At 48.5% G+C, this 26,030-nt stretch carries 24 protein-coding genes; 9 read left to right on the forward strand and 15 right to left on the reverse strand.

The annotated features are described in order from the left end of the window. Window positions 1-116 precede the first annotated feature (116 nt). A complete protein-coding gene (locus BLS58_RS08135; protein WP_090397793.1) occupies window positions 117-734 on the reverse strand; it encodes an HAD family hydrolase in 618 nt (205 codons plus the stop codon). Then, the gene (locus BLS58_RS08140; RefSeq protein WP_090397795.1) at window positions 727-1,119 is read right to left on the reverse strand and encodes a gamma-glutamylcyclotransferase family protein; all 393 of its coding nucleotides are present in this window, start codon (window positions 1,117-1,119) and stop codon (window positions 727-729) included. The genes BLS58_RS08135 and BLS58_RS08140 overlap by 8 nt, the downstream gene beginning before the upstream one ends. A gap of 104 nt (window positions 1,120-1,223) precedes the next feature. Here BLS58_RS08140 and BLS58_RS08145 point away from each other — a divergent pair, with 104 nt between their 5' ends. Beyond that, window positions 1,224-2,549: an MATE family efflux transporter gene (locus BLS58_RS08145; protein ID WP_090397797.1), complete on the forward strand. Its 1,326-nt coding sequence runs from the start codon at window positions 1,224-1,226 to the stop codon at window positions 2,547-2,549. Window positions 2,550-2,597: 48 nt separating this feature from the next. Continuing rightward, complete coding sequence (locus BLS58_RS08150; protein WP_090397799.1) at window positions 2,598-2,777, forward strand: small acid-soluble spore protein H; 180 nt, start codon at window positions 2,598-2,600, stop codon at window positions 2,775-2,777. 7 nt (window positions 2,778-2,784) lie between these two features. On the opposite strand, the gene BLS58_RS08155 is transcribed toward BLS58_RS08150, so the two are convergent. Further along, window positions 2,785-4,158 (reverse strand): DHA2 family efflux MFS transporter permease subunit, encoded by a 1,374-nt coding sequence (locus BLS58_RS08155; protein ID WP_090397801.1) that lies wholly within the window; start codon window positions 4,156-4,158, stop codon window positions 2,785-2,787. A gap of 114 nt (window positions 4,159-4,272) precedes the next feature. On the opposite strand from BLS58_RS08155, the gene BLS58_RS08160 reads away from it, so the two are divergent. Together BLS58_RS08160 and BLS58_RS08165 are read left to right on the forward strand one after the other, a co-directional pair. Further along, complete coding sequence (locus tag BLS58_RS08160; RefSeq protein WP_090397803.1) at window positions 4,273-6,312, forward strand: DEAD/DEAH box helicase; 2,040 nt, start codon at window positions 4,273-4,275, stop codon at window positions 6,310-6,312. 12 nt (window positions 6,313-6,324) lie between these two features. Then, window positions 6,325-7,278 (forward strand): hypothetical protein, encoded by a 954-nt coding sequence (locus BLS58_RS08165; RefSeq protein WP_090397805.1) that lies wholly within the window; start codon window positions 6,325-6,327, stop codon window positions 7,276-7,278. Between the two features lie 550 nt (window positions 7,279-7,828). Here the strand turns inward: BLS58_RS08165 and BLS58_RS08170 are convergent. From BLS58_RS08170 to nadB, 7 genes are all read right to left on the reverse strand, one after another. Beyond that, on the reverse strand, window positions 7,829-8,737 hold the full coding sequence (locus tag BLS58_RS08170) for a nuclease-related domain-containing protein (protein ID WP_176764666.1): 909 nt from the start codon (window positions 8,735-8,737) through the stop codon (window positions 7,829-7,831). Window positions 8,738-8,804: 67 nt separating this feature from the next. Then, the gene (locus BLS58_RS17510; RefSeq protein WP_176764667.1) at window positions 8,805-9,407 is read right to left on the reverse strand and encodes a DUF4352 domain-containing protein; all 603 of its coding nucleotides are present in this window, start codon (window positions 9,405-9,407) and stop codon (window positions 8,805-8,807) included. 70 nt (window positions 9,408-9,477) lie between these two features. Next, entirely contained in the window at window positions 9,478-10,494 is a 1,017-nt protein-coding gene (locus tag BLS58_RS08180) for a helix-turn-helix transcriptional regulator (protein ID WP_090397812.1), read from the reverse strand. Window positions 10,495-10,572: 78 nt separating this feature from the next. Continuing rightward, a complete protein-coding gene (locus BLS58_RS17830) occupies window positions 10,573-10,719 on the reverse strand; it encodes a hypothetical protein (protein WP_218126196.1) in 147 nt (48 codons plus the stop codon). Window positions 10,720-10,845: 126 nt separating this feature from the next. Further along, complete coding sequence (nadA, locus tag BLS58_RS08185) at window positions 10,846-11,949, reverse strand: quinolinate synthase NadA (RefSeq protein WP_090397814.1); 1,104 nt, start codon at window positions 11,947-11,949, stop codon at window positions 10,846-10,848. Continuing rightward, complete coding sequence (gene nadC / locus BLS58_RS08190; protein WP_090397816.1) at window positions 11,936-12,790, reverse strand: carboxylating nicotinate-nucleotide diphosphorylase; 855 nt, start codon at window positions 12,788-12,790, stop codon at window positions 11,936-11,938. The genes nadA and nadC overlap by 14 nt, the downstream gene beginning before the upstream one ends. Further along, the gene (nadB, locus tag BLS58_RS08195) at window positions 12,787-14,316 is read right to left on the reverse strand and encodes an L-aspartate oxidase (protein ID WP_090397818.1); all 1,530 of its coding nucleotides are present in this window, start codon (window positions 14,314-14,316) and stop codon (window positions 12,787-12,789) included. The genes nadC and nadB overlap by 4 nt, the downstream gene beginning before the upstream one ends. Window positions 14,317-14,472: 156 nt before the next feature. Here nadB and BLS58_RS08200 point away from each other — a divergent pair, with 156 nt between their 5' ends. From BLS58_RS08200 to BLS58_RS08220, 5 genes are all read left to right on the forward strand, one after another. Then, window positions 14,473-15,618 carry an IscS subfamily cysteine desulfurase gene (locus tag BLS58_RS08200; RefSeq protein ID WP_090397913.1) on the forward strand — a complete coding sequence of 382 codons (1,146 nt, stop codon included), beginning with the start codon at window positions 14,473-14,475 and terminating at the stop codon, window positions 15,616-15,618. Beyond that, the gene (locus BLS58_RS08205) at window positions 15,572-16,114 is read left to right on the forward strand and encodes a transcription repressor NadR (RefSeq protein ID WP_090397820.1); all 543 of its coding nucleotides are present in this window, start codon (window positions 15,572-15,574) and stop codon (window positions 16,112-16,114) included. Before BLS58_RS08200 ends, BLS58_RS08205 begins: the two co-directional genes overlap by 47 nt. A gap of 17 nt (window positions 16,115-16,131) precedes the next feature. Next, window positions 16,132-17,634: an NAD(P)H-hydrate dehydratase gene (locus tag BLS58_RS08210; RefSeq protein ID WP_090397821.1), complete on the forward strand. Its 1,503-nt coding sequence runs from the start codon at window positions 16,132-16,134 to the stop codon at window positions 17,632-17,634. Next, window positions 17,631-18,539, forward strand: coding sequence for a PucR family transcriptional regulator (locus BLS58_RS08215; protein WP_090397823.1), 909 nt, complete (start codon window positions 17,631-17,633; stop codon window positions 18,537-18,539). Before BLS58_RS08210 ends, BLS58_RS08215 begins: the two co-directional genes overlap by 4 nt. A gap of 79 nt (window positions 18,540-18,618) precedes the next feature. Then, on the forward strand, window positions 18,619-19,773 hold the full coding sequence (locus BLS58_RS08220) for an ABC transporter ATP-binding protein (protein WP_090397825.1): 1,155 nt from the start codon (window positions 18,619-18,621) through the stop codon (window positions 19,771-19,773). 540 nt (window positions 19,774-20,313) lie between these two features. Here the strand turns inward: BLS58_RS08220 and BLS58_RS08225 are convergent. From BLS58_RS08225 to BLS58_RS08245, 5 genes are read right to left on the reverse strand one after another with little or no spacing between them, the layout of a single operon-like run. After that, window positions 20,314-21,516, reverse strand: a complete 1,203-nt coding sequence (locus BLS58_RS08225) for a phosphopentomutase (RefSeq protein WP_090397827.1) — start codon at window positions 21,514-21,516, stop codon at window positions 20,314-20,316. A gap of 2 nt (window positions 21,517-21,518) precedes the next feature. Continuing rightward, a complete protein-coding gene (locus BLS58_RS08230; protein ID WP_090397829.1) occupies window positions 21,519-22,673 on the reverse strand; it encodes a YhfX family PLP-dependent enzyme in 1,155 nt (384 codons plus the stop codon). Between the two features lie 12 nt (window positions 22,674-22,685). Continuing rightward, window positions 22,686-23,780 (reverse strand): aminotransferase class V-fold PLP-dependent enzyme, encoded by a 1,095-nt coding sequence (locus tag BLS58_RS08235; RefSeq protein WP_090397831.1) that lies wholly within the window; start codon window positions 23,778-23,780, stop codon window positions 22,686-22,688. Next, on the reverse strand, window positions 23,777-24,697 hold the full coding sequence (locus BLS58_RS08240) for a phosphotriesterase family protein (RefSeq protein ID WP_090397833.1): 921 nt from the start codon (window positions 24,695-24,697) through the stop codon (window positions 23,777-23,779). Before BLS58_RS08240 ends, BLS58_RS08235 begins: the two co-directional genes overlap by 4 nt. Before the next feature lie 18 nt (window positions 24,698-24,715). Next, window positions 24,716-25,999, reverse strand: a complete 1,284-nt coding sequence (locus BLS58_RS08245; RefSeq protein WP_090397835.1) for a YhfT family protein — start codon at window positions 25,997-25,999, stop codon at window positions 24,716-24,718. Window positions 26,000-26,030 lie beyond the last annotated feature (31 nt).

The following is a 26,030-nucleotide window of genomic DNA, read 5'->3' on the forward strand; positions in this document are numbered from 1 at the left end:
TCCTCTTCACCTATCTGGTTATAACCAGTTGGTGTCATTGTAAGGGATTGCATAAACATTGTAAAGGGTTGATTTTGTTCTACACGAAAAAACCAATAAGACGGTAAAAACCGATCCTATTGGCTTTCATCTACCAACCGCAATATCTCATCAGGCTTTTCAAAAATATACGCCGCCTTTTCAAATCCTTCCGTCGTCTTCGCTCCCCACAATGCTAAACCAAAGTCTACGCCTGCCGCGTGGGCACATTCCATATCATGCACTGAATCACCGATATATAGGGCTTCACCTGCGCCTCTTTTTAATTGTCTCAAAGCCAATTGCAGGGGCTCCGGATGAGGTTTATGTTTTTCTGTATCACTCGCGGTGATAACTTTTGTAAAATACTGTTCGATTCCTAACAGATGATAGCTGTGATTCATCTCATCCTCGGTTTTAGATGTGACAATACTGTTCTCAGGCAATTGTTCGATGACGTCGATGATTCCGGCAAACATTTGCACATCCCGAAGGAGCGGTCTTTCCCGAGCTAGCCATTTCTGATATGTCTTTTCTTTTTCCGGCACGTCCAGGAGATCCAAAGTTCTTCTCCCCGGAATTCCGAGAAAAATGCGCAAATCAGCAAGGTCCTTTTCGATGCCCACTTCTTTAAGCGTGGCTTGAAGCGCGTTGAGGCCGATCATTTCCGAGTCAACAATCGTTCCATCGAAATCAAAAATATACGTTTCATACATCATTCTCGACCCCTTTCCATTCCCCGTCAACAATCGCCTTTTTTTCGTCCATTTGCTGTCCTTCATACACATACACATAAGCTTCGTACTCCCCTTGATCCGTGAAAATAACCCGGCGGACGCGTTCATAATGATTATTTTCGCCTTCTCCGTTGTATCCTTCCAACAGATTCAACGCATGCAAAACAGCGTTATCCACCCGGTATAATTCACCGTATACACGATGATCGTCGCTAATCACCATAGCCGGAAAATCAAAATCAGTATCGTACAACCGCCCACAGGTCCACGCCCGTTCCGCGATTAATTCCGCTGTTTCCATAAGGTGAGCGTTCCGTTCATTTTTCCGCAACGTTCCGTATACAAAAACAAGATGTTCTGTCATGTCATCCCCTCCCTACTGCATAGCTACAAATTAGCATTCCATCGATCCATATTCAATGCTAAAATATGACAGGTATACACTTCTCGCGAACAGGAGTCTTTACGATGACTACGGCAAATACCAATCCTTTAGACATACAACCCGTGCGAAAGGTACTTTTTCGTTACCTCTTTCCATCGATGATCGGCATGATGTTGATGGCCGTTAATTACGTGATTGACGCGGTCATGGTCGGGAACAAGCTGGGCGCGCTATCCTTGGCAGGAATCAATATTGCCAGTCCGGTTTACACGCTTTTTGTCGGGATATCGATCTGGATCGGCGTCGGGGGCGCGACGTTGTATTCGCAACGGATGGGCGCCGGCGAACCGAACCGCGCCCGACAGATCTTCACACACTCTGTTGTGTTAATCATCGCATTGACGATTGTGATCGGCATTAGTTCGCTTATCTTTCGCGAACCGCTCGTTTTTGCTCTTGGTGCCAATGCTGAAACCGCGCCCTACGCTTCAGCATACTTAAATGTGTTTTTAATGTTCGGGCTTATTTTGACGCTGGAAAACGTCTGCAGCATTTTCGTTCGCAATGACGGCAGTCCGACGCTCGCGATGGCGGCGTTGATCACCACCGCCGTTTCCAATTTCATCATGAACTTCATCATGCTCTATATCCTGGAACTCGGGCTACGCGAGATTGCCTTTGGAACGATTATCGCTGCAGGATTGGGCTTACTCGTGCTCAGCATCCATTTTTTCCAAACGAAAAATAACTTGAAGCTCGTGACGTTTCGTTTCGAAAAGCCGTTACTTCTCATCACGCTCGCCCTTGGTTTTCCGAGTTTTCTCGTGGAGCTTGGCATCTCGATCTTCACGATTTCGCACAACGTCGCTTTTTCATGGCTATTGGGGACGGATGGCGTCGCCGCCTTTTCCGTCATTAACTATGTACACACGATGATGCTGCTTATGTTTCTCGGCTTAGGCCAGGGCGTGCAGCCGGTCATCAGTTATTTTCACGGAGCCCAAGCGGCAGAGAAAAAAAGTGAGGCGTTGCGCTTGAGCGTCATTACCGGGATAGTGGTCGGAGCTTTCTTTATGTTGCTCGGGCAGACGGGTGCCAGTGCCATTATCCAGGTTTTCGGGGATTTGCCGGATCACGTGGCGGATCTATCGAGCACCGGCATTCGTATCTTCTTTCTCGCTTACATTTTCGTCGGTTTGAATTTCGTCGTCATGACCTATTTTCAGTCCATCGGCCAGGTGAAAAAAGCCGTCATGATTATAGCCGGGCGCGGCATCGTTTTCATGCTGCTTTTCCTTTTCACATTGCCGCTGCTTATGGGCGCAAATGCCGCCTGGTTCGCCGTTCCCCTCGCGGAAATGGTCGTCACCGGTCTGATCGTAGGGTTCTATTATTTCAAATCGGCATAATCGCGCGCCGGATCGCTCACACTACGAAGGCAAAAGGAGGCATGAACCATGGATGAACAACGAGCCCAGGAAATCGCGCACTCCCCAGACATGAAACACGTCACCCATGAAGGCACGCCCATCTACATTCAACATGTTGATGAGGCAGAAGGGACGGCGCGCATTTTCCCCCTCGAGCAGCCGGAAGAGGAACAAAGCGTATCCGTGGACAACCTGGTTGAACATTAGAGAAGCATTATCGCTTCTCTTTTTTTATTAAAAGTGAAAGGACCAAGCCTGTAATCGCGAACAGGAAAGCGACGAAAAAGGCCGTTTTGACTCCGGAGAGAAACTCAAAAGGATCTGCCGTTTCGGTCGTTGCCCGGCCGATAAACGAAATGATAAACGTTAAGCCGAGAGACCCTCCGAATTGACGGGCCGTATTTACAATCGCCGTCCCATGGGGGACGAGTGAATCGGGTAAAGCGTTAATGCCGGTCGTCATAATTGGCATGTTGATCAACGCGACCCCGGCCATGGAAATCATGAAGATAACCGCAGTGAGCACGAGAGAAGTATCAATATCAAGGATAAAAGAATAGCACAGTGTGCTCGCAGACAATAAAACAAAACCGATAACAGCAATGCTTTTCCCGCCATATTTGTCGAAGAGCCTCCCGGCAAAAAACGACATAAGGGCCAGTGTCAGTGCTCCGGGAGCGACGATGATTCCCGCAGTAAATGCCGAGAGCTCCTGAACATTTTGCACATACATCGGCAAGATCGTTTCGATAGAGATGAGCAAACTAAAGGACGAGATGGAAATCACCGTTACGAGCGCGAATATGGGCACCTTGAATACGCGCAATTCGAGGATCGGTTTCTCCGACCGCAGTTGCCTGACGACGAATAAGGCGAGCGCGATGACACCTACGCTAATGCTGATGGTAGCCGTTCCGCCGGCCTCAATCGTATTGAATCCGTATAGCATTCCGCCGAAAGCGATCGTCGACAGCAGCAGAGAAAGAATATCTATTTTCGTCTCCCGTTGTTCCGTTACGTTACGCATGAAAAGAAACATTAATAGCAGAATGCCGACAGCAAGTGGCAGCGTTAACAGAAACACCGCCCGCCATTCGAAGACATTGATCATCACACCAGATAGAGGGGGACCGATCGCCGGGGCAACGTTGATGACCATCCCGGCCAACCCCATCGCGAAGCCTCGTTTTTCCCGCGGATAAATAAGGAGCAGCAACGTTTGCATGAGCGGCAACATGATTCCGGATCCAACCCCTTGAATGATGCGCCCCGCGAGCAAGATCTCAAACGAGGGCGCGAGCCACCCGACCAATGTCCCGAGGCAAAACAAAAACATGGCAATCATCATCAATGGTCTCGTTTTAAACTTATCGATCAAGAACGCCGTCATCGGTATGAGCACGGCCATCGTAATCATAAATCCCGTCGTTAGCCACTGCACTTCACTGGCGTTTACATCAAACTCCGCCATGATTCTCGGAAAAGCGGTGATCAGCAAAAACTGGGTCAGCACTGCTAAAAAAGAGCCCGAAAGTGCAAGCGCGACAATCAGGCGTCTATGTATGGGTGATAGATTCGTAGGTGTCATGCGTTCTCATCCATTTTTTAATCTCTCCCTATGCCAACATTCTAGCATACTCTACACATGCTCTTATATTTTGATAGAATGAGATAAACAACTATGCAAGGGATGTGACCATCCGTGCAACCTTACCTGTTTCACCTGAACAAAGATTTGCTGGAAATCAACGCGTTGGAAATGGATGGCGGGTTATCCGCATTTTTTGCATCCAAGCAGGAAAATACCTTTGAATTTGTAAACGGCGATCAGTCCCTTGTCCGTACATTTACCGTCAATTGGGAAGAGCAAGCGATTCAGGGAAGAGGGATTAAAGGTTTTTTTAACCCTTATGACAACGAATACTTATTGATCGATGAGAACGATGAAGGCCAAATCAAGATCACGCCGGCGCCCAAGCCTCAAGAAGAATGGCTCCAGCAATTCAATATGCAGCCGGAAGCAAGAGATCGCACCCATGACGTTTTGGAAGCAATGGATAATTTCAGGCAAAACAACGAAAAATGGTTCGATTTATACAAGGTGGCACAGCAATTTCGCTTTAGCTCCGATACAGATCAGGATGAACTGCTGAGCTTGCCCCATTTGCGTGACATGGAAACCTTTGACTATCAAGTCAACACCGTGCAAGCCGTTTTGAACCGTTTTAAAGGACGGGCCCTACTTTGTGATGAAGTCGGGCTGGGCAAAACCGTTGAAGCCGGCATGGCGATGCAAGAGTATATTATGCGGGGATTGGCCGGCAAAATTCTCATTCTTTGCCCGCCATCCCTCGTGCAGCAATGGGAACAGGAGATGAAACGCAAATTCAACCAGGACTTTATACGCGCCGACGATCCTGCTTTTAAAAAACAGGGTACCGACGCCTGGGCGCACTTCCCGAAAGTGATCGCCTCCATAGCCACTGCCAAGCGCAAACAGTATCGCAGTGCGATTACGGATGTTCATTATGACCTTGTCATCGTCGATGAGGCCCACCATCTGAAAAACCGCAAAACGATGGCCTGGCAATTCGTGAACGAGATCAACAAAAAATATATTTTTCTCTTAACCGCAACCCCTGTCCAAAACAACCTGGAAGAACTGTATAACCTTATTACGTTATTAAAGCCGGGACAATTAAAAACATATCGCTACTTCAAGAAAAATTTCGTCGAAGACAATCAAGGCATGGAAGCGAAAAATGTCGATCAGCTGAAACGATTGCTCTCCGACGTCATGATTCGCAATAAACGCAATAATGTGGACGTCCGCTTCACCAACCGAAAAGCACAAACGACAACCGTTGCTTTATCCGCCGCTGAAGAAGGATTATATCATGAGTTAAGCGCCTTTATTCGTAGCAAATATAACGACGAAAACAGCGGCATGACCCGCTTTCAACTGAAAAATTTGCAAGAGCAAATGGGCAGCTCTTTTTACACACTCGTACAATCACTCGAGAAACAAGTCCATAATGAAAAATTGCATGACCTCGATCGCCGCAGGCTCTACGACCTTTATGAGCAAGCTTACGATATCACCCAAACGGAGGCCGCCAATAATGCAAAAGTGCGCGAACTGATTTCGATTTTATCCGCGACCAACGAAAAAACCTTGGTTTTCACAAAATATCAGAAGACCCAGCAGTTATTGGCCTGGGTCTTGAAAGAACAAGGCTTTCGCGTCGCCGAATTTCACGGGGGATTGAAACGGAAGGAAAAGGAAGAACAGGTTGATTTTTTCAAAGATCAAGCGCAAGTATTAGTAAGTACGGAAGTCGGCGGTGAAGGGCGAAACTTACAATTTTGCAATACGATGATTAATTTTGACCTGCCCTGGAATCCGATGGCGATCGAACAGCGCATCGGGCGGATTCATCGTATCGGACAGGAACGGGATGTTTTCGTCTATAATCTCGTGGCACAAAACACGCTTGAACACCACATTCTCCATATTTTGGACCGGAAAGTGAATATGTTCGAACTGGTCGTCGGTGAAGTGGACATGATCCTCGGGGATATTGAAGCCAAAGACGACTTTTCCGATATCGTCATGAGAACATGGGTAGACGCCCGCGACCGCGAGACGATGGAAAAAGAAATGGACGACATCGGCGAAAAAATGCTGGCAAACAAACAGCAGCTGGACCATTTAAAAAAGCTGGACAAGCAAATCTTTTAGGGAGAGAAAAACGTGGAACTGCAAAAATATGTCACAGAAGTCATCGAAACATTGGGCGGCGTCGTCATCCCGGAAGAATATGCGCTCTGCCAGGTGCTCATCCCCGAAGAATACAAGGATTATTTTCAGGGCCAAACCGAAGTTGAACTCGCTTTCGATTTCGAGGTCGCCGAGGAAAACCCCGGGGCAGAATTTGTCACCTTTGGCAGTTACCTCTTGGATCAGTTGTTGGCATTGGCTGACGAGAAAGCACAGAGCACGGTCCGCTTCGTCGAAATCCAGCGGCTCGAACTCGCAAACCCACTAAAGAAAATCCAGGCGTTTATGCCGGAGGAGCCGGGGAAAATATCGATTTTAAACGAGCGAAATGTCATGGGCGCCTGGGCGGCGTATCAATTTAACATCACCTTTATTTCTGATACAAAAGAAGAGTCGACGAGAGAAATATGGGTCGATTTGCTCACCAATCGTGTCGATCCGGTCATCCAGGAGCAGCAAAACAGAATCGTCCATCAACGGGATCCTCTGTATACGCTTCCTTTTGCGAAAGCGTTCGACATTCAACAAGGGTTTGAATCGGCTTTTAACGATGCCATTCAAAAAGGGGAAGATGAGAAAAAACAGCGTTTACAAGACGAAACGTTGCAACAGGACATTGACCGCATCCAGGAATACTACACGGAATTAATGGAAGAAAATGAACAGCGCGCGAACCGAAAAGGACTGACAGAGGAGAAAAAAGAAGATATACACGCCAAAACCAAGGCCATCGAAATCGAACGTGATAAACAGCTGCAGGAAATCCGAAACAAATACGACGTCCAAATTGAACCATCGCTTGAACACGGCATACTATACATGATCCCGGTGATTGAATACCAGCTTGAGATGGATTTTAGAGGCACGCAGAAGGAAAAAACATTGTACTATAACCCGATTACGAAAGGCTTTGCACTGGCGGAGTGAGGGGAGGCTGCTGCAAGGTTTTTGGCATGGCTCGATTGATGAACCCATGCTGGTCAGGAAGTTGTGATCCCTCTCGGGATGAGATCCTTTTCGTTTGAGGGATCACAGACCTCTTCTGATTCCTCTCAGGGTAGGCACACTTCCGTCTGAGGGATCACAGACCTCTTCTGATTCCTCTCAGGGTGGGACAACTTCCGTTTGAGGGATCGCAGATCGCTTCTGATTCCTCTCACTCTCAGGGCAGGCCAACTTCCATTTGAGGGATCACAGACCTCTTCTGATACCTCTCAAGGCAGGCCAACTTCCATTTGAGGGATCACAGACCTCTTCTGATACCTCTCAGGGCAGGCCAACTTCCGTTTGAGGGATCACAGACCTCTTCTGATTCCTCTCAGGGCAGGCACACTTCCGTTTGAGGGATCGCAGGCCGCTTCTGATCCCTCTCGGGGTGAGCTCCTTTCCATTTGAGGGATCACAAACCGCTTCTGATTCCTCTCAGGGCGGGCCAACTTCCGTTTGAGGGATCACAGACCATTTTCCTTCGTAAATATTACTCCACATAATATGAAGATACCCCATGACCAACGCGTTTGAAACGATTGGCGAGCGCCCTTATGACTTTTTTGTGGTCACCTTCCACCGCACACCATTCAAGAATTATGTTGCTGGTGATTTTTCTATCCGGGAAAAGCCGTTTGAATTCTTCTACGCTACGGATGATCGCGGCTTGAGCGTTTTCTCCGCAGCCACATTCGCTACATAGCCATATTCGTCCTTTTTCAACCATAAAGGATCCGCATTCGGGACAAACAACACCTTTTTTCAGCTGCTCATAGTTATACGCCGGCCTCTCGATATTAGGTGGCTCGTCTGAATGCAGCGCAACCAACTGCTCAGCCAGCTTTTCATCGCCCCGATTAAGTTTCGAGTCAATATTGTTTAATTTATTCATAAATGGGTTAAGTTGGCTGTGGAAAACCGCCGGTAATTTCAGCTGGGCATTGTAGAGTGTAAACTCGGGGTTGATAAAAATAAGGAAGGATTCGATCGGGAGGTTTATGCCAAGACGCCGTTGGAGCAATTGACGCAAGAGAGATTTAGCCCTTTCCATCTGATATAACGGGTTATTTATTTCACCACCCGCGAGCGAGGACCATGTATTAGCGTCAACATAGAAATCGCCTTCAAAATTTTTGGAATCAAAGACATGAATCTTTTCTTGAAAAATAAGGAGCGAATCAATTTGAAAAACCTTTCGCTTATGCTCGAGTAACAAGTCATTAACAACAAGGCAATCATTCGAAAGACCGCTCTCAAGCCAAGCATCCATCTGCAACTCGCCGGCATACCCCTTTTCAAGATTCGCGTAATACTGTGGGTCTGAAAGTTGCATGCGCGGATTCAACAATCGCAAAATTTTCAATTCTTTAGACGGTTCACGTTCTTTAATCTTTCTCATCGCCCACTTCCTTTCGTTTTTGCAAGTATAGCATAAAAAGAGCCCCGTAGGGAGCTCTTTCTGGTGTTCACTCCAAATCCGTAATCGTCCAAATCGCTTGACCGCTTGTGAACGGATTCTCGAAGATGAATTCATATGCTTCGGATTCGTCTACATCAAACGCTATCTCACCGCGGTTATCACGCTCAGGACCAATCTCACCATCAAGAGAGCCATCGGTTTCTGTAAAAATGGTGACGTCATGCGTGTAACCTTCATCGTCCTGAAGGCTCATTTGCAGCATCGTTGAAATATCCGCGGGTTCATCTGTAGTATTTTCGATGGATAAGTCCAGAATGACAAAATGATCATTATCGGGTGATTCAAATTCACTGCCACCGCTCGTGTAAGCATCATTGAGCGTAATTTCGAGCCCGTCGAAGTTCATCGTGTCACCGATAGAAATGTCTTCGACCATGTCACCGTTGCCTTCGTCATCTTCAGAATCCTCATCATCCAAATCCTCATCCTCGTCATCTTCCTCATCGCCTGTTTCCTCTGTATCCTCTTCTTCCGCTGACACTTCTTCCTCGTCATTGTCATCATCGACTTGATCAATTTCACTCGTGCCACATGCCGTAACAGCCACCAACGTCGTACTGAGCCCAAGCGCTACAATCCATTTTTTCATGTTCATTGTCCCCCTATAATTGATTTTGTTGCTCTGTTTTCAATTATAGGGATAGGGGTGACAACTACTGTCAGGGGTCAGAAAAAAATTTTTGATACCGTTCACTTTGTCGCTTGTGAAAATGGTACAATTCCTCGCGAATGTATTGCGGCTCCAGCAATTCAGCGTCGAGACCGAAGCTTCGCACCCAGCGGACAAATTCCTTTTTGCTCTGTAAAGTGGTCGTGAGGAGCAATGACCCCTCTTCTTCTGTTATCAATTCTGTATCGGCATAAAAATTGAACTCCTGGACGTAACGCGCGATATCCTCGTTAAAACGCACGACAAACGTCGTCTCTTCCTCATCGTCGGCGAAAATCGACCAGCGGGCGGATAAGTATTCCTCGATATCGAAGTCTTCCGCAATCGTGAATGTATCAGCAAGCACATGCGCCGAATGGATGCGATTAAGACGAAAAACACGATAATCTTCCCGGCTCGCGCAATACCCGATAACGTAAAGATGCCCGCTGCGCGGAATAATATAATAGGGATGAATGCTGCGTATAGTGACTTGATCCCGATAAATCGCGTAGTATTCGATTTCGAGCACCTGGTTTTCAGTGATGGCCTGAAAAAGCGCGGGCATTACATCGTTCGTATCCTTGTCCCCGGCCTGGTCGTGAAAACGAATGCGATTACCGAGCTCCTGTCGCAAAGTTGTTACGTCACCGGCATCACGATCATGGATCATGCTCTTCATTTTTTCGACCCCGGAACGGTAAGCCTGATGAAACGGATGCTCCCGCTTCGTGATCTCCTGAGACATTTGCGGATACACGGTGAGCGCGAGCCATTCTTCTTTTGATAAATAACGATAAGGCGAACCCGGGTTCTGAAGAAGCCGATAGCCATGTTTCCCTTCACTTATGTATTGAATGCCCAAACCCTCGATTTCTTTCATGTCACGATAAATCGTCCGCACCGTTGTATGACAATATTCGGCCAACTCTCTGGCTGTAATGGTTGCTTGTTCCTGTAAGAGTCTGATAATCGTCAACAGACGCTCCGTTTTCAGAAATTCTCGACTATAAGACGGATCTGTCATCGGTTTCACTCCTCCATTGATAATAAAAAACACAATGGATTACATTTGCGTAATTCACTGTGCAGGAATAAGAAAACACTATTTGAAAAATTTCCTGGTAGTTCTCCCCGTCGCCCGACCGGCAACGCGCCGTCCTATACGCCGACCGACTCTGCCCTTTTTCACCGCATTGACATCCCCGAGAATACGCGCCAACTTATACAAGAAGCTCCGGAAATTATTCATAGACGAGGCTCCTTTCATTATTTTCCTGCTTTGACTGTACCATAATCATGCAGTTATGCCTAGGAAAATAGTGGCTTTACAGATAAAATCCCCGACATTTCCCGGGAAATATCGAGGGATCTCCTTTTAATTCGCGAAGGCATAGAGCATGCGGTCAAGAGCTGTTCGTGCCTCCACGGCAGTCTTTTCGTCTACGGTGATTTGATTGACGACCCTTCCCTCAACGAGTTCTTCAAGGCACCAGGTGAAATGAGCGAGATCAATGCGGTTCATCGTTAAGCATGGGCACATATTTGGGTTTAAGGACATGATCGTTTTGTCTGTATAAGTGTTTGCGAGCCGCTGTACGAGATTCATTTCCGTGCCGATGGCCCAGGTGGTTCCGGATGGAGCCGCAGCAATGGTATCGATGATTTTTTTCGTTGATCCATCCCTATCAGCGGCCTGGACGACGCCCCAACTGCATTCCGGGTGCACAATCACTTGCAAATCCGCGTGCTCGGCTCGCAATTTTTCCATGTAATCAACGGTGAACTTCTCATGGACAGAGCAGTGTCCTTTCCAAAGAATCACTTTGATGTCATCACTGACGGGCTCAGTTTCAAACCGTTCAAATATCGGATCCCAGACAGCCATTTGCTCCAGCGGAATCCCAAGATCATAGGCGGTATTTCTCCCTAAATGCTGGTCCGGTAAAAATAACAAGCGTTCTTTGCGTTCGAGGGCTTCCTTGATCATCTCCGAGGCGTTTGAAGAGGTAACAGTAGCGCCGCCGTGACGACCACAAAAAGCTTTGATCGCCGCGGTGCTATTTACGTAAGTCAGCGGCAGAATCGTATCGCCAAACCGCTCGGTAAGCGCCGCCCATGCGCGTTCCGTTTGATTGATGTCCGCCATGTCGGCCATCGAGCAGCCAGCACGCATATCCGGCAAGATGACCTTTTGCTCGTCTGTCGTTAAAATATCAGCCGTTTCCGCCATAAAATGCACGCCGCAAAAAACGATGTAATCCGCTCTCGTTTGCGCTGAGCTTTGCGCCAATTGCAGAGAGTCTCCGGAAGCATCCGCAAACGCTATGATTTCATCGCGCTGGTAGTGATGCCCCGGGATAAACAGCCGCTCGCCAAGTTTTTCACGTGCAGCGCACGCCCGTTCATGCAGTGTTTTTTCATCCATATTTTGATAATCAGCAGGCATGGTTTCTTTTTTAATGGTATCAAGAAAAGACATAATCCGTCGCCTCCATTGTATGATTCATACTGATATCCAAGGCTTGAACAGAATGGGTCAAATAGCCTAACGAAATGTAGTCAACCCCGCACCCTCGATAGGTAGAGAGTGTATCAGGGCTAATGCTACCGGATGCTTCAGTTGCTATCGTTTCCGGGATGTGCCTAGTCCAGCTTCGGGTCGTATCCGGGTTTGCATTGTCGAACATGATGACATCGGCTTGCGCATCTACAGCGGCGATAACCTCCTCTTCATCTCGCGCTTCAACCTCAATTTTGACGAGATGGCCGCTGACTTCCCTCGCTCTTTCAACCGTAGCGTGAATCGAACCGCCACAGGCATCAATATGGTTGTCTTTAATCATCACCGCGTCATAAAGTCCGTAACGGTGGTTGACCCCGCCACCGCAACGCACGGCGTATTTTTCAAATAGCCGCAGTCCCGGTGTCGTTTTTCGGGTGTCACAAATCTTAATATTCGGGTCGTTGAGTTCTCTGACTGCCGCTGCGGTAGCGGTCGCTATCCCGCTCATTCGTTGAATGAGATTAAGTAACACGCGCTCGCCACTAAGAACGGACGAGGCCGGCCCTTTAATCCGGGCAAGCAGCTCTCCGGCAACGATAACCTCTCCGTCAGATTTATAGGTGATCACCTCGATCTTTTCATTCAATAATTGGTATCCGTTGGCCAACAGGCCGATGCCCGCGAGAGTGCCCGTTTGTTTAGCCAGGACATCGACCGTTGTGGTTTCATCTTGCAGCCAACCTGTCGATATATCACGTTCGCCGATGTCCTCTATGAGAAATGATTGTAACTTTTCTTTCACTTTCAATGGATTCATCTTATTCCAATACCTCCTTCTGCCGGTATTTGTGGCCAGGTAAGCGAAGCGCCATCCCAAGCTTGTTTTTTCATCGGATGGTCTTCACGATAATGACTGCCGCGCGATTCGGTACGTGCTAAAGCTGCGTTTGTGATAAGTGCGGCAATGAGGGCCATATTGCTGCTTTCCTGAATGTGAGGATCATCACTTTGCAGGCTTTCTGGAGAATATAGGTTGAAAAAATCCACAGCTTCTTGCAATGTCTTGGCATTTCGGTTTACACCGCATGCTTCATCCATCACCTGTTTGATCTCCGCTTTTGTGGGCAGCGTCCCCGTTACCGACGGTTCCTCCCTGGTTCGGAAAACAGCAGGTCTTTTTCGCGGGTGAGCCAACAATCTCCGGCCTAGCTTGCGGCCAAAAACAACCGCCTCCAATAAGGAATTGCTGGCGAGACGATTCGCGCCATGAACACCTGTAGAAGCAACTTCGCCGACGGTGTATAACCCCGGCACATTCGTTTTCCCGTCAGGTGTTGCCGCCACTCCACCCATCATAAAATGGGCGCCGGGGGCAACGGGTAGTTGTGAGCTATAGCCATATATTTTACAAAGAGAGGCCACACCGGGGAAGCGTTCGGCAAGATGTGAAACAGGTGATAAATCAAGAAAAACTTCCCTTCCTTCACTTCGGGCGGCAGCGATGGCACGCGCCACAATATCCCGACCCGCTAAATCCCCCTTGGGGTGATGAGCCATTACCCGACTGCCGTCTGACTTTACCAATCGTCCACCGGCACCGCGGACGGCTTCTGTGATCAAATCTGCGGCGCCCGTGTCCGTAGCCAGTAGTGTCGGGTGAAACTGGATAAACTCCATATCCCGTAAAATCGCGCCAGCGCGATAAGCAAGTGCGTAGCCATCTCCGGTCGCGAATGCATGGTTGGTCGTTTGCGAAAATAACTGTCCGGCGCCACCGGTTGCGAGCACCGTGTGTGGAGCTTTCCAGAACCTGTTTTCCCCGTTTTTGTTCACTGTTTTTACACCAACGCAAAGCCTATCTACTTTTAACAAGGAAAGGACTGTTTCTTCATTGAAAAATTGCACATGGTCTCGAACGCGCTCCATTAACGTATGTACTAGCGCCTCGCCGGTTCGGTCTCCCCCGGCATGCACGATCCGCGGATGTTCATGGGCACCTTCTTTTCCGAGCTGAAAACCGTGTTCATCGTGGTCAAATAAAACACCCCACGCGGCCAGCATGTGAACAGCTTCCTGCCCGGCTTTCGTCAGCGTGGCTGTGTTGGAATTGTCGTTGTGATCATCCCCCGCTTCCAGCGTGTCCCGCCAATGTTTTTTCCAACTATCATTGGTGGATAATGCCGCGGCCACACCCCCTTGAGCCCGATACGAGTTACTTTCGGTGGCCTCTCCCTTTGAAAAAATGCCAACATTCAACTCACGGCTGATCGTTTCTGCGACCACCAGACCCGCGAGGCCACTGCCAATAATTAAGACGTCCAATGTTTCTGTTTTTACGCTCATTGTGTCCCCCTAAGATACGTTTGCTCAATGGTTCACATACTCGGGCGCATTTATATGTCTTTACACATATCTTTACATATAATGAGAGCTATGACAAGATAAAATCATAGATTCGGAAAATAATCTGTCATTTTAAAAAGCGGAAGGAGCAAACCGATGATTTATTTAGACTACGCCGCGACCACCCCGATGGCACCGGAAGCGATCCGCGTTTATCAGGAGGTGGCTTCCAACTATTTCGGAAACGCCAACAGCCTACATACGAAAGGAACCGATGCTGCCAATGTTGCACAGGCAGCGCTCTCAACATTGCGAAATACCATCCCAGATACGAGTGTTCACTTGACCCGCAGTGGCTCAGAAGCCAATCAACACGCCATCGACCAGTTGCTCAACGTCCACAACTTTAAAGGACATATTCTTACGTGCCGTACCGAACATCCTTCCATACGAGAACATTTGCAGAAGCTTATCGAGATTTATCCCGGGCTGATCATGGAGGATGTCCCCGTCGATGAACAAGGACACATTCACCCTTCCGCAGTTGAAGCGCGCATAAAGCCGGATACGATTCTCGTCACCTTCGCCCATGTGCAACACGAAATCGGAACGATCCGCGATATCAGCGCCATTGGGGAGGTGCTCACCCAAGCTGGGATTTCTTTTCATAGTGATTGCGTACAATCCTATGGAAAAATCCCGATTCCGATGAAACAAGCCGGCTTAGCAGCGATCAGCGTGGCCGCCCATAAAATTCATGGACCAAAGGGACTTGGAGCTGTCTTTTTTTCAAAAACGTTTCAGCCCAACGATGAACTTCCAACTGGAACGGCTGATGGACCTGCCATTGCCGCTTTTGCCGAAGCTGCCCAAATACAAGTACAAAAAACAGATGATAGCATTACACATACAAGGCAGTTACGTGCTAAAATGATAGAACGTTTACCTGCAGACGTCCAAATTCTCGGAGCACCCGCCGACCATAGGCAATCGCCCTATATCCTCGGACTCTGCTTACCAAAAATGGAGGGGCAAGAGGCGATGCTCGCTTGTGATCGACAAGGCATCGCGATCGCGACCGGAAGTGCTTGCCGCAGCGGTGATCATAAACCTTCGGAAACGCTGCTTGCCCTCGGCCATACACCTGATAAGGCACGCACATTCATCCGCCTCTCCTTCAGCCATGAGACATGCTTGTCGGAAATCGAACAGGCAGCCACGCGGCTGACACGCATTCGAGCAAGGAGGCTTGCAGATGCAGAAAAAATTGAGTGGCAAGGAACGCCGACAGCGGATCGTTGAAAGTCTAATAGAAGCATCTGAACCGCAAAAAGGAGGGAAGTTGGCCGAAGGCTATGGCGTCAGCCGCCAAGTCATCGTCCAGGACATCTCTCTTTTGAAAGCCGCTGATCACCCGATTATGGCAACCCCTCAAGGTTATCTTTACAATCAACCGCAAAATGCAAAAGAAAAAAGAACTTGCATCATCGCCTGTCGACACACAAAAAAAGACATGTCGGACGAATTGAATATCCTCGTCGATCATGGCGTTACCGTAAAAAACGTTATCGTGGAACACGCGGCCTACGGGGAACTCTCCGGACAATTGATGATTAAAAGCCGCAAAGATGTGGAACGTTTTCAACAGCTGATGGATGAACAACAAGCTTCGTTGCTCGCAGATTTAACCGGCGGCCTTCATCTTCATACATTGGAAGCTGAAGACGAGCAAACATTGAGCGAGGCAAAAGAAGCTTTAAAAAAAGGCGGTTTCCTCGTCGAACAAGAAGCGGACTAAGTGGAGGTTATAGGAAAATGCAAGTCGTAACCGGAAAAGAAATGGGAGCGGTTGATCGCTATGCGATAGGAGAACTAGGGATGCCGGGAGCGATGTTGATGGAAAATGCCGGCCGGGCTGTTGCCACGCGTTTGCTCCACCATTATCATGCAGACGAACATTTCCTCGTCCTGATCGGCAGCGGCAACAATGGCGGCGACGGATTTGTGGTCGCCCGGGCACTTAAAGATGCCGAGCGAACCGTCAACGTATGCGTCATCCCTCCAGAGGAAAAATTTACAGGTGATGCTCGACGGCACAAACAACTCTATGAAAATGTCGGTTACACGTGGAGTAGTTATGACCCGGTTTATTTTCACAAAAACGATGTCATCGTCGATGCCTTGTTAGGCACCGGTATTGCCGGCGAAATCAGGAAACCGTATCGCGAGATCATTCAAACAATGAACGATGCGAGCAAAACCGTCGTGGCTGTAGATTTGCCGAGCGGCGTGCCCGGTGACGAATCTCCTGTACCTGATGGCGCCCTAAAAGCCGATCGCACAATCACTTTGCAGCAACCGAAACTAAGCCACTATACATATCCCGCTCGCGACTACTACGGACAAACAGAAGTCGCGCCGATCGGCATCCCGCCGCTCGCCCTTGAAAAAACCGTGGAAACGAGACGGAGCGTCTGGAAAGTAGCCGATGTCATCACACATTGGCAGCCAAGGGCAGCTTCTTCCCATAAAGGCAGTCACGGGAAAGTCGGCATCATCGCGGGGAGCGAGAGGATGCCGGGCGCGGCTGCTTTAACTGCCGGGGCGGCTGTAAAAAGCGGAGCCGGCCTCACAACGGTGAACACAACTGAGACAGCAATCGCTGCGGTCAGCGCACGCGTCCCGGAAGCCACCTATTTTCACCGCGAAAGCGATATCGAATCTTTTTATGAAAATAAAGATGCCATTGCCATCGGACCGGGTGTCGGCGTCAACGAAAAAGGTCGTGACACCCTCGCCACTCTCGTTGATCATTATCAAGGCCCGATCATCGTTGACGCCGATGGGATTCATCAACTGGGTGACATGCTTGAAAACGTACGCGCCCGCGAACATCCACTTATCATCACCCCGCACCCGGGTGAAATGGCTGCATTGGTCGGATCGTCACCTAACGAAATTAACAGCCACCGCTTCGAAATCGCGGAAAGCTTCGCCCGCGAATATGGCATATATGTCGTACTCAAAGGCCCTTGCACGCTCGTCGCGACACCAAACGGGGACACCTGGATCAACGCCACCGGCAATGCCGGCCTTGCGAAAGGAGGATCCGGCGATGTGCTCACGGGGATGATTCTCGCGTTTATTGCTCGTACTGCCGACATCCAGCCCGCCATCTCCACGGCTGTTCATTTGCACGGGTATACAGCCGATTACCTGCTCAAGCAAGGGACACCAATGGAAACCATGACCGCTGCGGACATTGTTCAGGCCCTGCCTGCTTCCATTAGCACTTTGGAGGGAGCATCCACATCATGATCGAGCAATTAAAAGAGCTTTATCCCGAGCATATCGTTTATCATCCATCACATGTTTCCTCCCCCGAAACTTACGCCTGGTTCTATACCCAACGCTATGAAGTCATCGGACTTCCCCATGAGCAATTAAGCCCGCGGGAACGGGCGTTATTGGGCACGTTTCTGCAACGAGTTCCGCTTCCGGACCTTTACTACGAGGATCGTGAAAAACAGTGGGCGGCGTATCTAAATGGAGACGCAAATCTTCCCACAGACAAAAACAAGCCATATCGTTTTTACCATTTTTTCTTGAGCCATACACCTGACGACCAGGAAACATTCACGGCCACCTTGCGAAACGCCGATCCTTTCCAGCGTGGAAACATCATTTGGCTCACCGAGCGCGAAGGCGTTATCATCACCGAAGGCAGCGAACCTAACCAGCATGCCGATCCCTCCCTTTTTTCTTTTCTGCAAGCATTGCAAGGGGATTTCATGCTGGATATCCATATGTATCGCGCCAAACAACATCTAAATCTAGCCGTGGCCAAAGTCCATTTTCAACGAGAACAAACACGCTTTCAACATTTTAAAACGTTATTTCCGTCCCGCCTTCTTTTTACACCTTCGGAAGAGATGCTTATAGATTTGTTCGTGAATCGAGAGTGGCAAAGTCCGATCAGCAATGAGAACGATGAGGAATTGTTAAAAACCGTATTCGTCTATTTACAATCGCAATTGAACTTGAGCAAAGCGGCAAAACGCCTGCATATCCATCGCAACACGTTGCAATACCGTCTCGATAAATTCCAGGAACGAAATGGCCCGCTCCTCAACGATTTCTCTACTATCGTTCCTGTTTATATTGCTATTTGGCTCACAGGAGAATACGCCCCGTTCATGCACATTGACGAAGATCAGCCATAATATTTAGGCATTTTGCAGATAGATTCCAAGATTGAAAGCGTTTACTATGGAATTATGAGAAAAAGAAGGAGGCTCCAGCATGGCTGAAATCAAATTTGACCACATCTACAAACGCTTCGACGGCAATGTAACCGCTGTCACTGATTTTAATCTCGATATTCATGATGAAGAATTTGTCGTTTTTGTCGGACCCTCCGGCTGTGGAAAATCGACCACCCTCCGCATGATCGCCGGTCTTGAGGAAATTACCGAGGGCTCCTTGTACATCGACGACAATTATATTAACGACGTCTCCCCGAAAGACCGTGACATCGCGATGGTTTTCCAAAATTACGCGCTGTATCCGCACATGAATGTCTTTGATAACATGGCTTTCGGCTTAAAATTACGCAAGTTCAAAAAACCGGAAATCAAGGAACGCGTTGAAAATGCGAGTCGCTTGCTTGGCCTGGATGATTATTTGCAACGGAAGCCAAAAGCGCTTTCAGGTGGGCAGCGACAACGGGTCGCGCTGGGGCGCGCCATCGTGCGTAACCCAAAAGTGTTCTTAATGGATGAACCCCTATCCAACCTGGACGCAAAGCTCCGTGTGCAAATGCGCTCGGAACTTATTAAACTCCATCAGCGCTTGAAGACAACGACCATTTATGTCACCCACGACCAAACCGAAGCGATGACGATGGCCTCGCGCATCGTCGTCATGAAAGATGGATTCATCCAGCAAATCGGCGCGCCCAGGCAGGTGTATCTCTACCCGGAAAATACCTTTGTCGGCGGATTTATCGGCTCTCCTTCGATGAACTTTTTGGAAGGAACGATACGGAATCAGCATTTCTGGCTTGACGAGGAGATGTCTTTAAAAATGCCACAAGAGCGACGCGAGGACTTGAAACCATACGAAGGAAAAGCCATTACGTTAGGCGTGCGGCCGGAAGATTTACACGATGAACAGGCATTCTTGGACACGATGCAAGAATCAAAAGCGAAAGTCACGATTGATATCGCCGAGATCACCGGTTCCGAAGCCGTCCTTTATACAAAAATCGGAGAGCAAGAGATTACCGCAGTGGTCAACCCGCGAAGCAACATTGGCCAGGGCGATCAAATCGAACTCGGGTTTGATATGAGCAAAATTCACTTTTTCGATCCGGAGAGCGGAGAACGGATAAAGCCGTCTGACGAGAAGCAGGTAGTTCCGGAAAATGAGACGGCAGCGACGGTGGATGGGGGTTAAAAGGGTTCGCTGATATATTGGCGAGGTCGCCGATATATTTCTAAGATCGCTGATATATTCGTGAGGTCGCCGATATATCCAAAATTTCGCTGATAAAAAGCGAAACGGCGTTTGTCCCCAAGAGGGTCGATCCAATCCTGCAAATGCCCAATGACTGATTGCAACATCAAATTTATCTCTTCTTCCATGGGAGGTAAGAAAGTTGATGATTAAATATAAATCATCGTTGGCCTTCTCGTTGCCAACGATGACAATAGGCCGGGGTTTAAATGTTTGTTCACGATCTTGCCAAATAGGCGCTACCCATATATATCCTTGACTTAGCTGAGGGTTAAAGTTAGATGTAGTCTTTATATCTTTCGTCACATTCGTTATTCTTCCCTTCAAACAGAAAGTCAAAGGATGGATCTACGACAATGCCTTCCATTTGGACTTTGTCAAGGTTGTATATATATATTTTACCCCTTATTTAGTCTCAATACACATAAGGTATCTGCTGGAAAAAAGGTTTATGAACGTCCTTGTTATATTTCATAAAAATCATGATTCTCGTTCATACAACTCCCACAGAAAACTGTCCCCGGATTCAGTCGCGGGTAGCGCGAAGTAATCGCAAAACGTAGCCCCTATATCAGCCATCGTTTTCCTCGTTCCAATGTCAGCCGTTCGTACTTTCGGCCCCGTCACAAGCAGTGGCGTGTATTCCCTCGTATGCTTGGAATGCCCGATCGTAGGGTCGTTACCATGATCGGCAGTGATCAATAATACATCATCTTCTTCAAGCTGCGGAATGAACTCCTCCAACCACGCGTCCACTTCTTGCAACAGGGCCACGTACCACTCGACATCTTCCGCGTGTCCAGCCAAATCGGTTTCCTGAACATTCACCAGGAAAGCAGCGTCTTTTGTTTCCTGTCGGTAGCATTCTTCCAGCTTCTGCAATACGTCTCCCGTATTAACGAACGGATACTCTTCGCCTTCGCCGTGCAAAACATCAGCCGTTTTTCCGATTCTGTACACGGGAACATCATGCTGCGCGGCAACCATCGGGAATTGCCGCTCGATTTGAACACCGTGCCCCATATGAAAGACTTCATAACCTTCACCATAAACCTGAGCTCGTGGCGTATCAACGCCCCACTGGCCAGGGTTGTTCTCTTTTACAACAGATAAAACATCTTCAATAGAGGTGTGTGGCCCTCCGAAGGCAATGACACGACTTGTATCGACATTTTGCCGGACGATTCGGGCTACTTCTTTCACTTTCTCAAAAGGGATACGTTTAAAATCGGCGGTCAGATTAATAATGTTACCATATGAAGATTCCAGGTTATCACCGACCACAATCGCATCCTCCACGAGGAGCAACGGGCGATCTTCCCATGGATACTCTATTTTATAGCCCTCTGCCAGCAACGCTTGCGCAAGGTTATCATGAATATCTTTCATCAATCTTTTCTGGGGACGTTTCGGTATCGTTCCGGCTATTTCCTGGTGGCCCATATACGTGTCTGCCCCGTGATGAGCAAGAGCGGAACGGCCAAAAGCCGCGTTGGCAGTCCCCGTTCCATTCGCAACTCTCGAAAGCCCCAGGTTTTCCAAGATAGGAAGTTGAAAATCACTACAATGTTCCCGAATATGCCTATAGGTATTGGCGTTGCAATCCGCTGGTTCGTATTCCCGGCAATCTTCCATCGCACCAATGCCAAAACCGTCCAGCACGAGCAATATCATTTTTCCCATCGCTACCCCCTCCTCTGGAGATGAACGAGTTCCGGTTTCCCGTCCTGAATGCCGCGTACTAACGCAACATGTGCCCGCGTAACAAAGATCTGCGTTCGAAACGCATAAATCGCTGTATCTCCCACATGGACGTCACCATTTTTATACAGCGAACCATAATAATCGATATAATCGGGTTCCTGTGGCTTAGCGATTAACTCTCGATTCATCAGCTTTTGCGGGTCATTCCCGACTAAAGCACCGCTCGTATTTCCTCTTGCATAAAATCCTCCGCCGATGACGTAGTGGTGCTCATCATCCTCATGAGATACCTCCGTCACATAAATCATCGCCGGTCGTTCCTCTAGATCGCGCACAGCATGAAGGGGAGTCGTGCCGGTGAGGGCATGTCCGGGCTCACCTTGCGTCACCCTTGCTTCTTTAAGCATCGGGATCGTGTGGGAGCTCGTGGCGCTGGGAGCGTTGACATGTCGGACCTCGATCCCATGAGCTTCCATCTGCTTTTTCGCTGCTAATAACGTTCGCACGTTTGGCGTAAATTCCACCCCTGTCCCCGCAACATTCATTCGCAAAGAAGGAAAAGAAGTCACTCCTTCCATGCGAACCCCCGACAAAGAGATAAGTTGAGGGAGGATACCCTCTAATTCGCCGAGGTAGAATCCGCCCTCCTGTCCGGGGTAAAGATCGTCTCCTACATCTATCACTCGCAACAATATCGGCTGCACCATCCCCAACTTCTCTGCCGCCACTGAAACCTGCTTCGCCCTTTCCAGGGAAAAAACCGTAATCAATGACGGCTGCATCGGCAATATTTCTTTCCATTGATGCTTCCCGGGCTGCACGAGATGCCCAACGTTTCCTATACTCACCCCGGCATCATGCAGGGTTTTTGCTTCATCCCATTCTACTGCCACCGCTTTTTCAATCCCATTCTCAGCAATCCATCGCGCCAAATGGGGGAGGCGCCCCAATTGCTTTGTCATGAAAAAAAGCTCGATATCGTGTGCTTTCGCGCGGTTTGATAGTGCTCGCGTATTGTTCCCTACCACATCCATATCAATCACATACGTATTCGGAGGAATGATCCCTTCTTGATGTAGCTGTGCTCCGGTTTTGATAAGGGCAGGATTTCTTCTTTTCGTAACCTCCAAAAACATAATGATATCCTCCTAAACATCACTTAAAACATTACTAAGAATACTGATGATATGATCAGCGTCAGATTTCATGGGATTAATACGCAAGGCGTATTCTTTAAGTTCCGGGCGAGCCTTTGAAAAACTTCCGGAAACGCGATAAATCATCGGCAAAATTTCATAACGTGACTCGGCCCCCACCGGATACACCGCCGCTCCGTGTTCGGCACTTTTTTCGATGACCTGGGGCGCGATTGGATCCTCCAATTCAACGATCACGTTTTTCGACTGTGAGTTTGTGACATACGCTTTATGAATGCCCGCCACTTTTCCCTGATTCAAACACTCGCACAAAAAGTCGACTTGCTCGTTTTGGACCGCTAATGAAACCGGGGCAAACGTCATCATCCGCATTAAATCGGTAGCCTCCGGCCCTTGCACCTGACCGCCGCCCGAATAATTACGTCCGCGAACAACGTCGATCGCCTCTGATCTTCCTACAATCACACCAATCCCCTCCGGCCCCAGCACTTTAAAGCCGGAAAATGTCGAGTAATCCGCCCCCAATTCCACGCCAATCGCGGGAACTTTTAACACACAATAATTATCATCAGTAACAACAGGTAAATCAGGTGCTTCGCTTTTCACCGTTTCGATTAAATCTTGCAGATCATACGTGTCTTCCGGTTGCTGCCGGGCATGCTGGATATAAAATACCTTCCCTTTATTTTCCCGAACCGCTTCCTGTACGGCCTCAAGATCGTTATAATCGACTACGACAGTGTTCAAACCGAGCATCCGCAACGTCTCCGCGGTGGTCGTATATACAGGGGCATCGTGGATATAAATCGTATCTCCAGGATCCGCCAAAGCACTTAACAATACTCGGATCGCTCCTGTGCCCGAACCTCTCACAAGGGCAGCATCCTCTGTTTCGAAGACATCGGCCATCACTTTCTCCACCTGGGCGGTTGTTTGAGGCCTCATTCCTTCCGGGTGCACACCGACATCACCGACCTGAAAAATATCATGCCCAGAAAAATGACGGCTAATGGCATGCACGATCCGAAATTGCATACGTTTGGCTTCTTCAACGGAGAGGGTGGGTAATACCGATGGCGATGTCATAGTTGTCCCTCCTTGATGGAAAAGGCTTCAGCAGGGTTTTTGACTAACATTTGCTCGATATCAGCATCCTTGAGTCCTGCCTCTTTAAGACGTGGCACAAATGATGTCAACACGAGATCATACCCGGGACCGCCGTGTTTTTTCCAATGGGATTTTCGCGTCAAGTCCGCCGATAACAGAATTTGCGAGCCGTATCCATTTTCCCAGAGGTAAAGTAGCGAATCCAACCGATCTTCATCGGAGCGATAATTGGTTTTACCGATCGTATCAAAGGCTACAAATGCACCAGATTTGGCAACTTCCAATACTTCTTGACGATTGGAGTTAAGGTCCTGATGGCCGATGATCAATTGATTCATTGGCAAACCTAACTCGGAAAAAAGCTCCACTTGTTCTACGCCAAGAGTGCCAAGTGTGGTATGAGTGGTCACAGGCAAGCCAGTTTCGATACCGGCCAACCCTGCCCCTTTTAACAGTTCTTCTTCAATTGGTTTCATCTCTTGATGACTACTGCCGACTTCTCCGATAACACCTGGATAAATACCTGTATCATCGATCCCGTTCCGCACTTCCTGATTAATGTGCTCGGCAAATTGTTCGGCGTTCCAGTTTTTCGCATACTCCGGCAAATAAGGATCTTTATAAAAACCTGTGCTAGCGATGATCCACACGCCGGACTCGCGGCTTAGTCGAGCAAGCAAAGGGGCATTACGCCCCATACCGTCATTCGTCACTTCCACCATTGCCCGGCCGCCTGCCCTGTAAAAAGCGTCGAGTTCCGCGCGCATCCCGTCTTCATCATCTAAAATCGTATCGGGATCTTTTTTTATTCTTGATAAATCAATCGTTAAATGTTCATGGGCGGCACAGACGCCCAGTTGAGAAGGTTGGATCTTTCCTGTCACTGTTTGAATCATAGATGAATCCTCCTGAGATTAAAGTAGCCCTACGACTGCCAGGATGTTTGCGATAATTCCGATGGCAATCGCACCAACCGGGCCGATAGCCATGCCGACGATCGGTCTTCCCGCTGCCTCATTAAGCAAATAGACACCGGCGATGAAGAAGAAACCGAACCCGGGGATGATCGCATTGGCGGCATTAGCCCCACCGATTAAGAGGGCGACTTCCAATAATTTCGTCATCGCACTACGAATATTCTCTCCCGAATTGCGAACACCCGGATATTTATCCATAAAGCGGGCAATGCCATTCAGGAGAAAGACTTCTCCCATAATGACAACGGCTCCGATAATGGCCGCTATCCAAAAATTAGGTGCAAATAACCCAACAACAAAGACAAGCGTGAAACCAACCGGACTGTATACCCCGGTCGCGATCGCGGTGCTGGCTACGAGCGGTATGAAACCTAAAGCACGGGCGGCAGCCGCGATGCCTGCGTCTGTGTCACTTCCCTCGGCCAACACATTTAAGGAAATCGGATCACCAGCCATCATCCACAAGTTAGTGGCAGCGGCGATCAAGCCACCGACGATCATAAAATAAACGACGTGTTTGCGTATTCTTTGTACTTTTTCACTGAACACACTGGCGAGATCGATGCTCGCACCGCCTTCTTCAGGTTTTTCCCGCATGGCGAAAACGATAAGCAAAACCATCCCGACAATGAGGGCCATCCCTTCCTGATTCAGTTCGACTGCAGTTCCACCGAAGGTGATCATTTCATTTTCATTCAACCATACAGCAATTTGTCGAACGATGGCCGCCGCTACAAAAGCGACAATCCCTTTTTTGATACTGAACTGAAAAGCAATGGCGAGCGCCGGGAATACCATAAAGGCTACAACTACCGGGTCACCGACTTGTTCCATAGGTTCAAGAAAATTGACCGGCAAGTATTCAAACATTTGCACAAACCATTCAAGTCCGACCCATATGCCAGCGCCGTAAGCACCTCCGACAATGGCGGCCACCGGTGTTCCCCAGCGATTTTTAGGGGTGGTAAGTCCTATGATATCGGTACCGAGAAAAATAGCATGGATCAGAATAATGCTAGTTGCGAGCGTAAATGGGATACCAAAACCGATCACCAGACCAAAACCCATGGCAAACGCGGTTAACGCCAAATCCCTGCGGCTCATGTTCCCATCAATATGCTCGGAAACAATGGGTCGCAAACCATCATTAAAGACGGCGATATTTCGATTAGCTAATATTGCCCCAAAAGCCCCGACCAAAATAATAATGATCATTTCCATCCCGTTTCATCCTTTCATCCTTTGATCGTTC

It is taken from the genome of Natribacillus halophilus (assembly GCF_900100185.1).
GTDB classification, from domain to species: Bacteria; Bacillota; Bacilli; order Bacillales; family Marinococcaceae; genus Natribacillus; species Natribacillus halophilus.

What these genes read in the sequence shown, in the direction of transcription:
- BLS58_RS08140 (WP_090397795.1), bottom strand. Translation starts at nt 1,119, where the DNA reads ATGACAGAACATCTTGTTTTTGTATACGGAACGTTGCGGAAAAATGAA.
- BLS58_RS08225 (WP_090397827.1), bottom strand. Translation starts at nt 21,516, where the DNA reads ATGGGAAAAATGATATTGCTCGTGCTGGACGGTTTTGGCATTGGTGCG.
- BLS58_RS08200 (WP_090397913.1), top strand. Translation starts at nt 14,473, where the DNA reads ATGATTTATTTAGACTACGCCGCGACCACCCCGATGGCACCGGAAGCG.
- BLS58_RS08230 (WP_090397829.1), bottom strand. Translation starts at nt 22,673, where the DNA reads ATGTTTTTGGAGGTTACGAAAAGAAGAAATCCTGCCCTTATCAAAACC.
- BLS58_RS08135 (WP_090397793.1), bottom strand. Translation starts at nt 734, where the DNA reads ATGTATGAAACGTATATTTTTGATTTCGATGGAACGATTGTTGACTCG.
- BLS58_RS08210 (WP_090397821.1), top strand. Translation starts at nt 16,132, where the DNA reads ATGCAAGTCGTAACCGGAAAAGAAATGGGAGCGGTTGATCGCTATGCG.
- BLS58_RS08170 (WP_176764666.1), bottom strand. Translation starts at nt 8,737, where the DNA reads ATGAGAAAGATTAAAGAACGTGAACCGTCTAAAGAATTGAAAATTTTG.
- BLS58_RS08240 (WP_090397833.1), bottom strand. Translation starts at nt 24,697, where the DNA reads ATGATTCAAACAGTGACAGGAAAGATCCAACCTTCTCAACTGGGCGTC.
- nadC (WP_090397816.1), bottom strand. Translation starts at nt 12,790, where the DNA reads ATGAATCCATTGAAAGTGAAAGAAAAGTTACAATCATTTCTCATAGAG.
- BLS58_RS08215 (WP_090397823.1), top strand. Translation starts at nt 17,631, where the DNA reads ATGATCGAGCAATTAAAAGAGCTTTATCCCGAGCATATCGTTTATCAT.
- BLS58_RS08205 (WP_090397820.1), top strand. Translation starts at nt 15,572, where the DNA reads ATGCAGAAAAAATTGAGTGGCAAGGAACGCCGACAGCGGATCGTTGAA.
- BLS58_RS17830 (WP_218126196.1), bottom strand. Translation starts at nt 10,719, where the DNA reads ATGAATAATTTCCGGAGCTTCTTGTATAAGTTGGCGCGTATTCTCGGG.
- BLS58_RS08180 (WP_090397812.1), bottom strand. Translation starts at nt 10,494, where the DNA reads ATGACAGATCCGTCTTATAGTCGAGAATTTCTGAAAACGGAGCGTCTG.
- BLS58_RS08150 (WP_090397799.1), top strand. Translation starts at nt 2,598, where the DNA reads ATGGATGAACAACGAGCCCAGGAAATCGCGCACTCCCCAGACATGAAA.
- nadA (WP_090397814.1), bottom strand. Translation starts at nt 11,949, where the DNA reads ATGTCTTTTCTTGATACCATTAAAAAAGAAACCATGCCTGCTGATTAT.
- BLS58_RS08155 (WP_090397801.1), bottom strand. Translation starts at nt 4,158, where the DNA reads ATGACACCTACGAATCTATCACCCATACATAGACGCCTGATTGTCGCG.
- BLS58_RS08145 (WP_090397797.1), top strand. Translation starts at nt 1,224, where the DNA reads ATGACTACGGCAAATACCAATCCTTTAGACATACAACCCGTGCGAAAG.
- BLS58_RS08245 (WP_090397835.1), bottom strand. Translation starts at nt 25,999, where the DNA reads ATGGAAATGATCATTATTATTTTGGTCGGGGCTTTTGGGGCAATATTA.
- nadB (WP_090397818.1), bottom strand. Translation starts at nt 14,316, where the DNA reads ATGAGCGTAAAAACAGAAACATTGGACGTCTTAATTATTGGCAGTGGC.
- BLS58_RS17510 (WP_176764667.1), bottom strand. Translation starts at nt 9,407, where the DNA reads ATGAAAAAATGGATTGTAGCGCTTGGGCTCAGTACGACGTTGGTGGCT.
- BLS58_RS08235 (WP_090397831.1), bottom strand. Translation starts at nt 23,780, where the DNA reads ATGACATCGCCATCGGTATTACCCACCCTCTCCGTTGAAGAAGCCAAA.
- BLS58_RS08220 (WP_090397825.1), top strand. Translation starts at nt 18,619, where the DNA reads ATGGCTGAAATCAAATTTGACCACATCTACAAACGCTTCGACGGCAAT.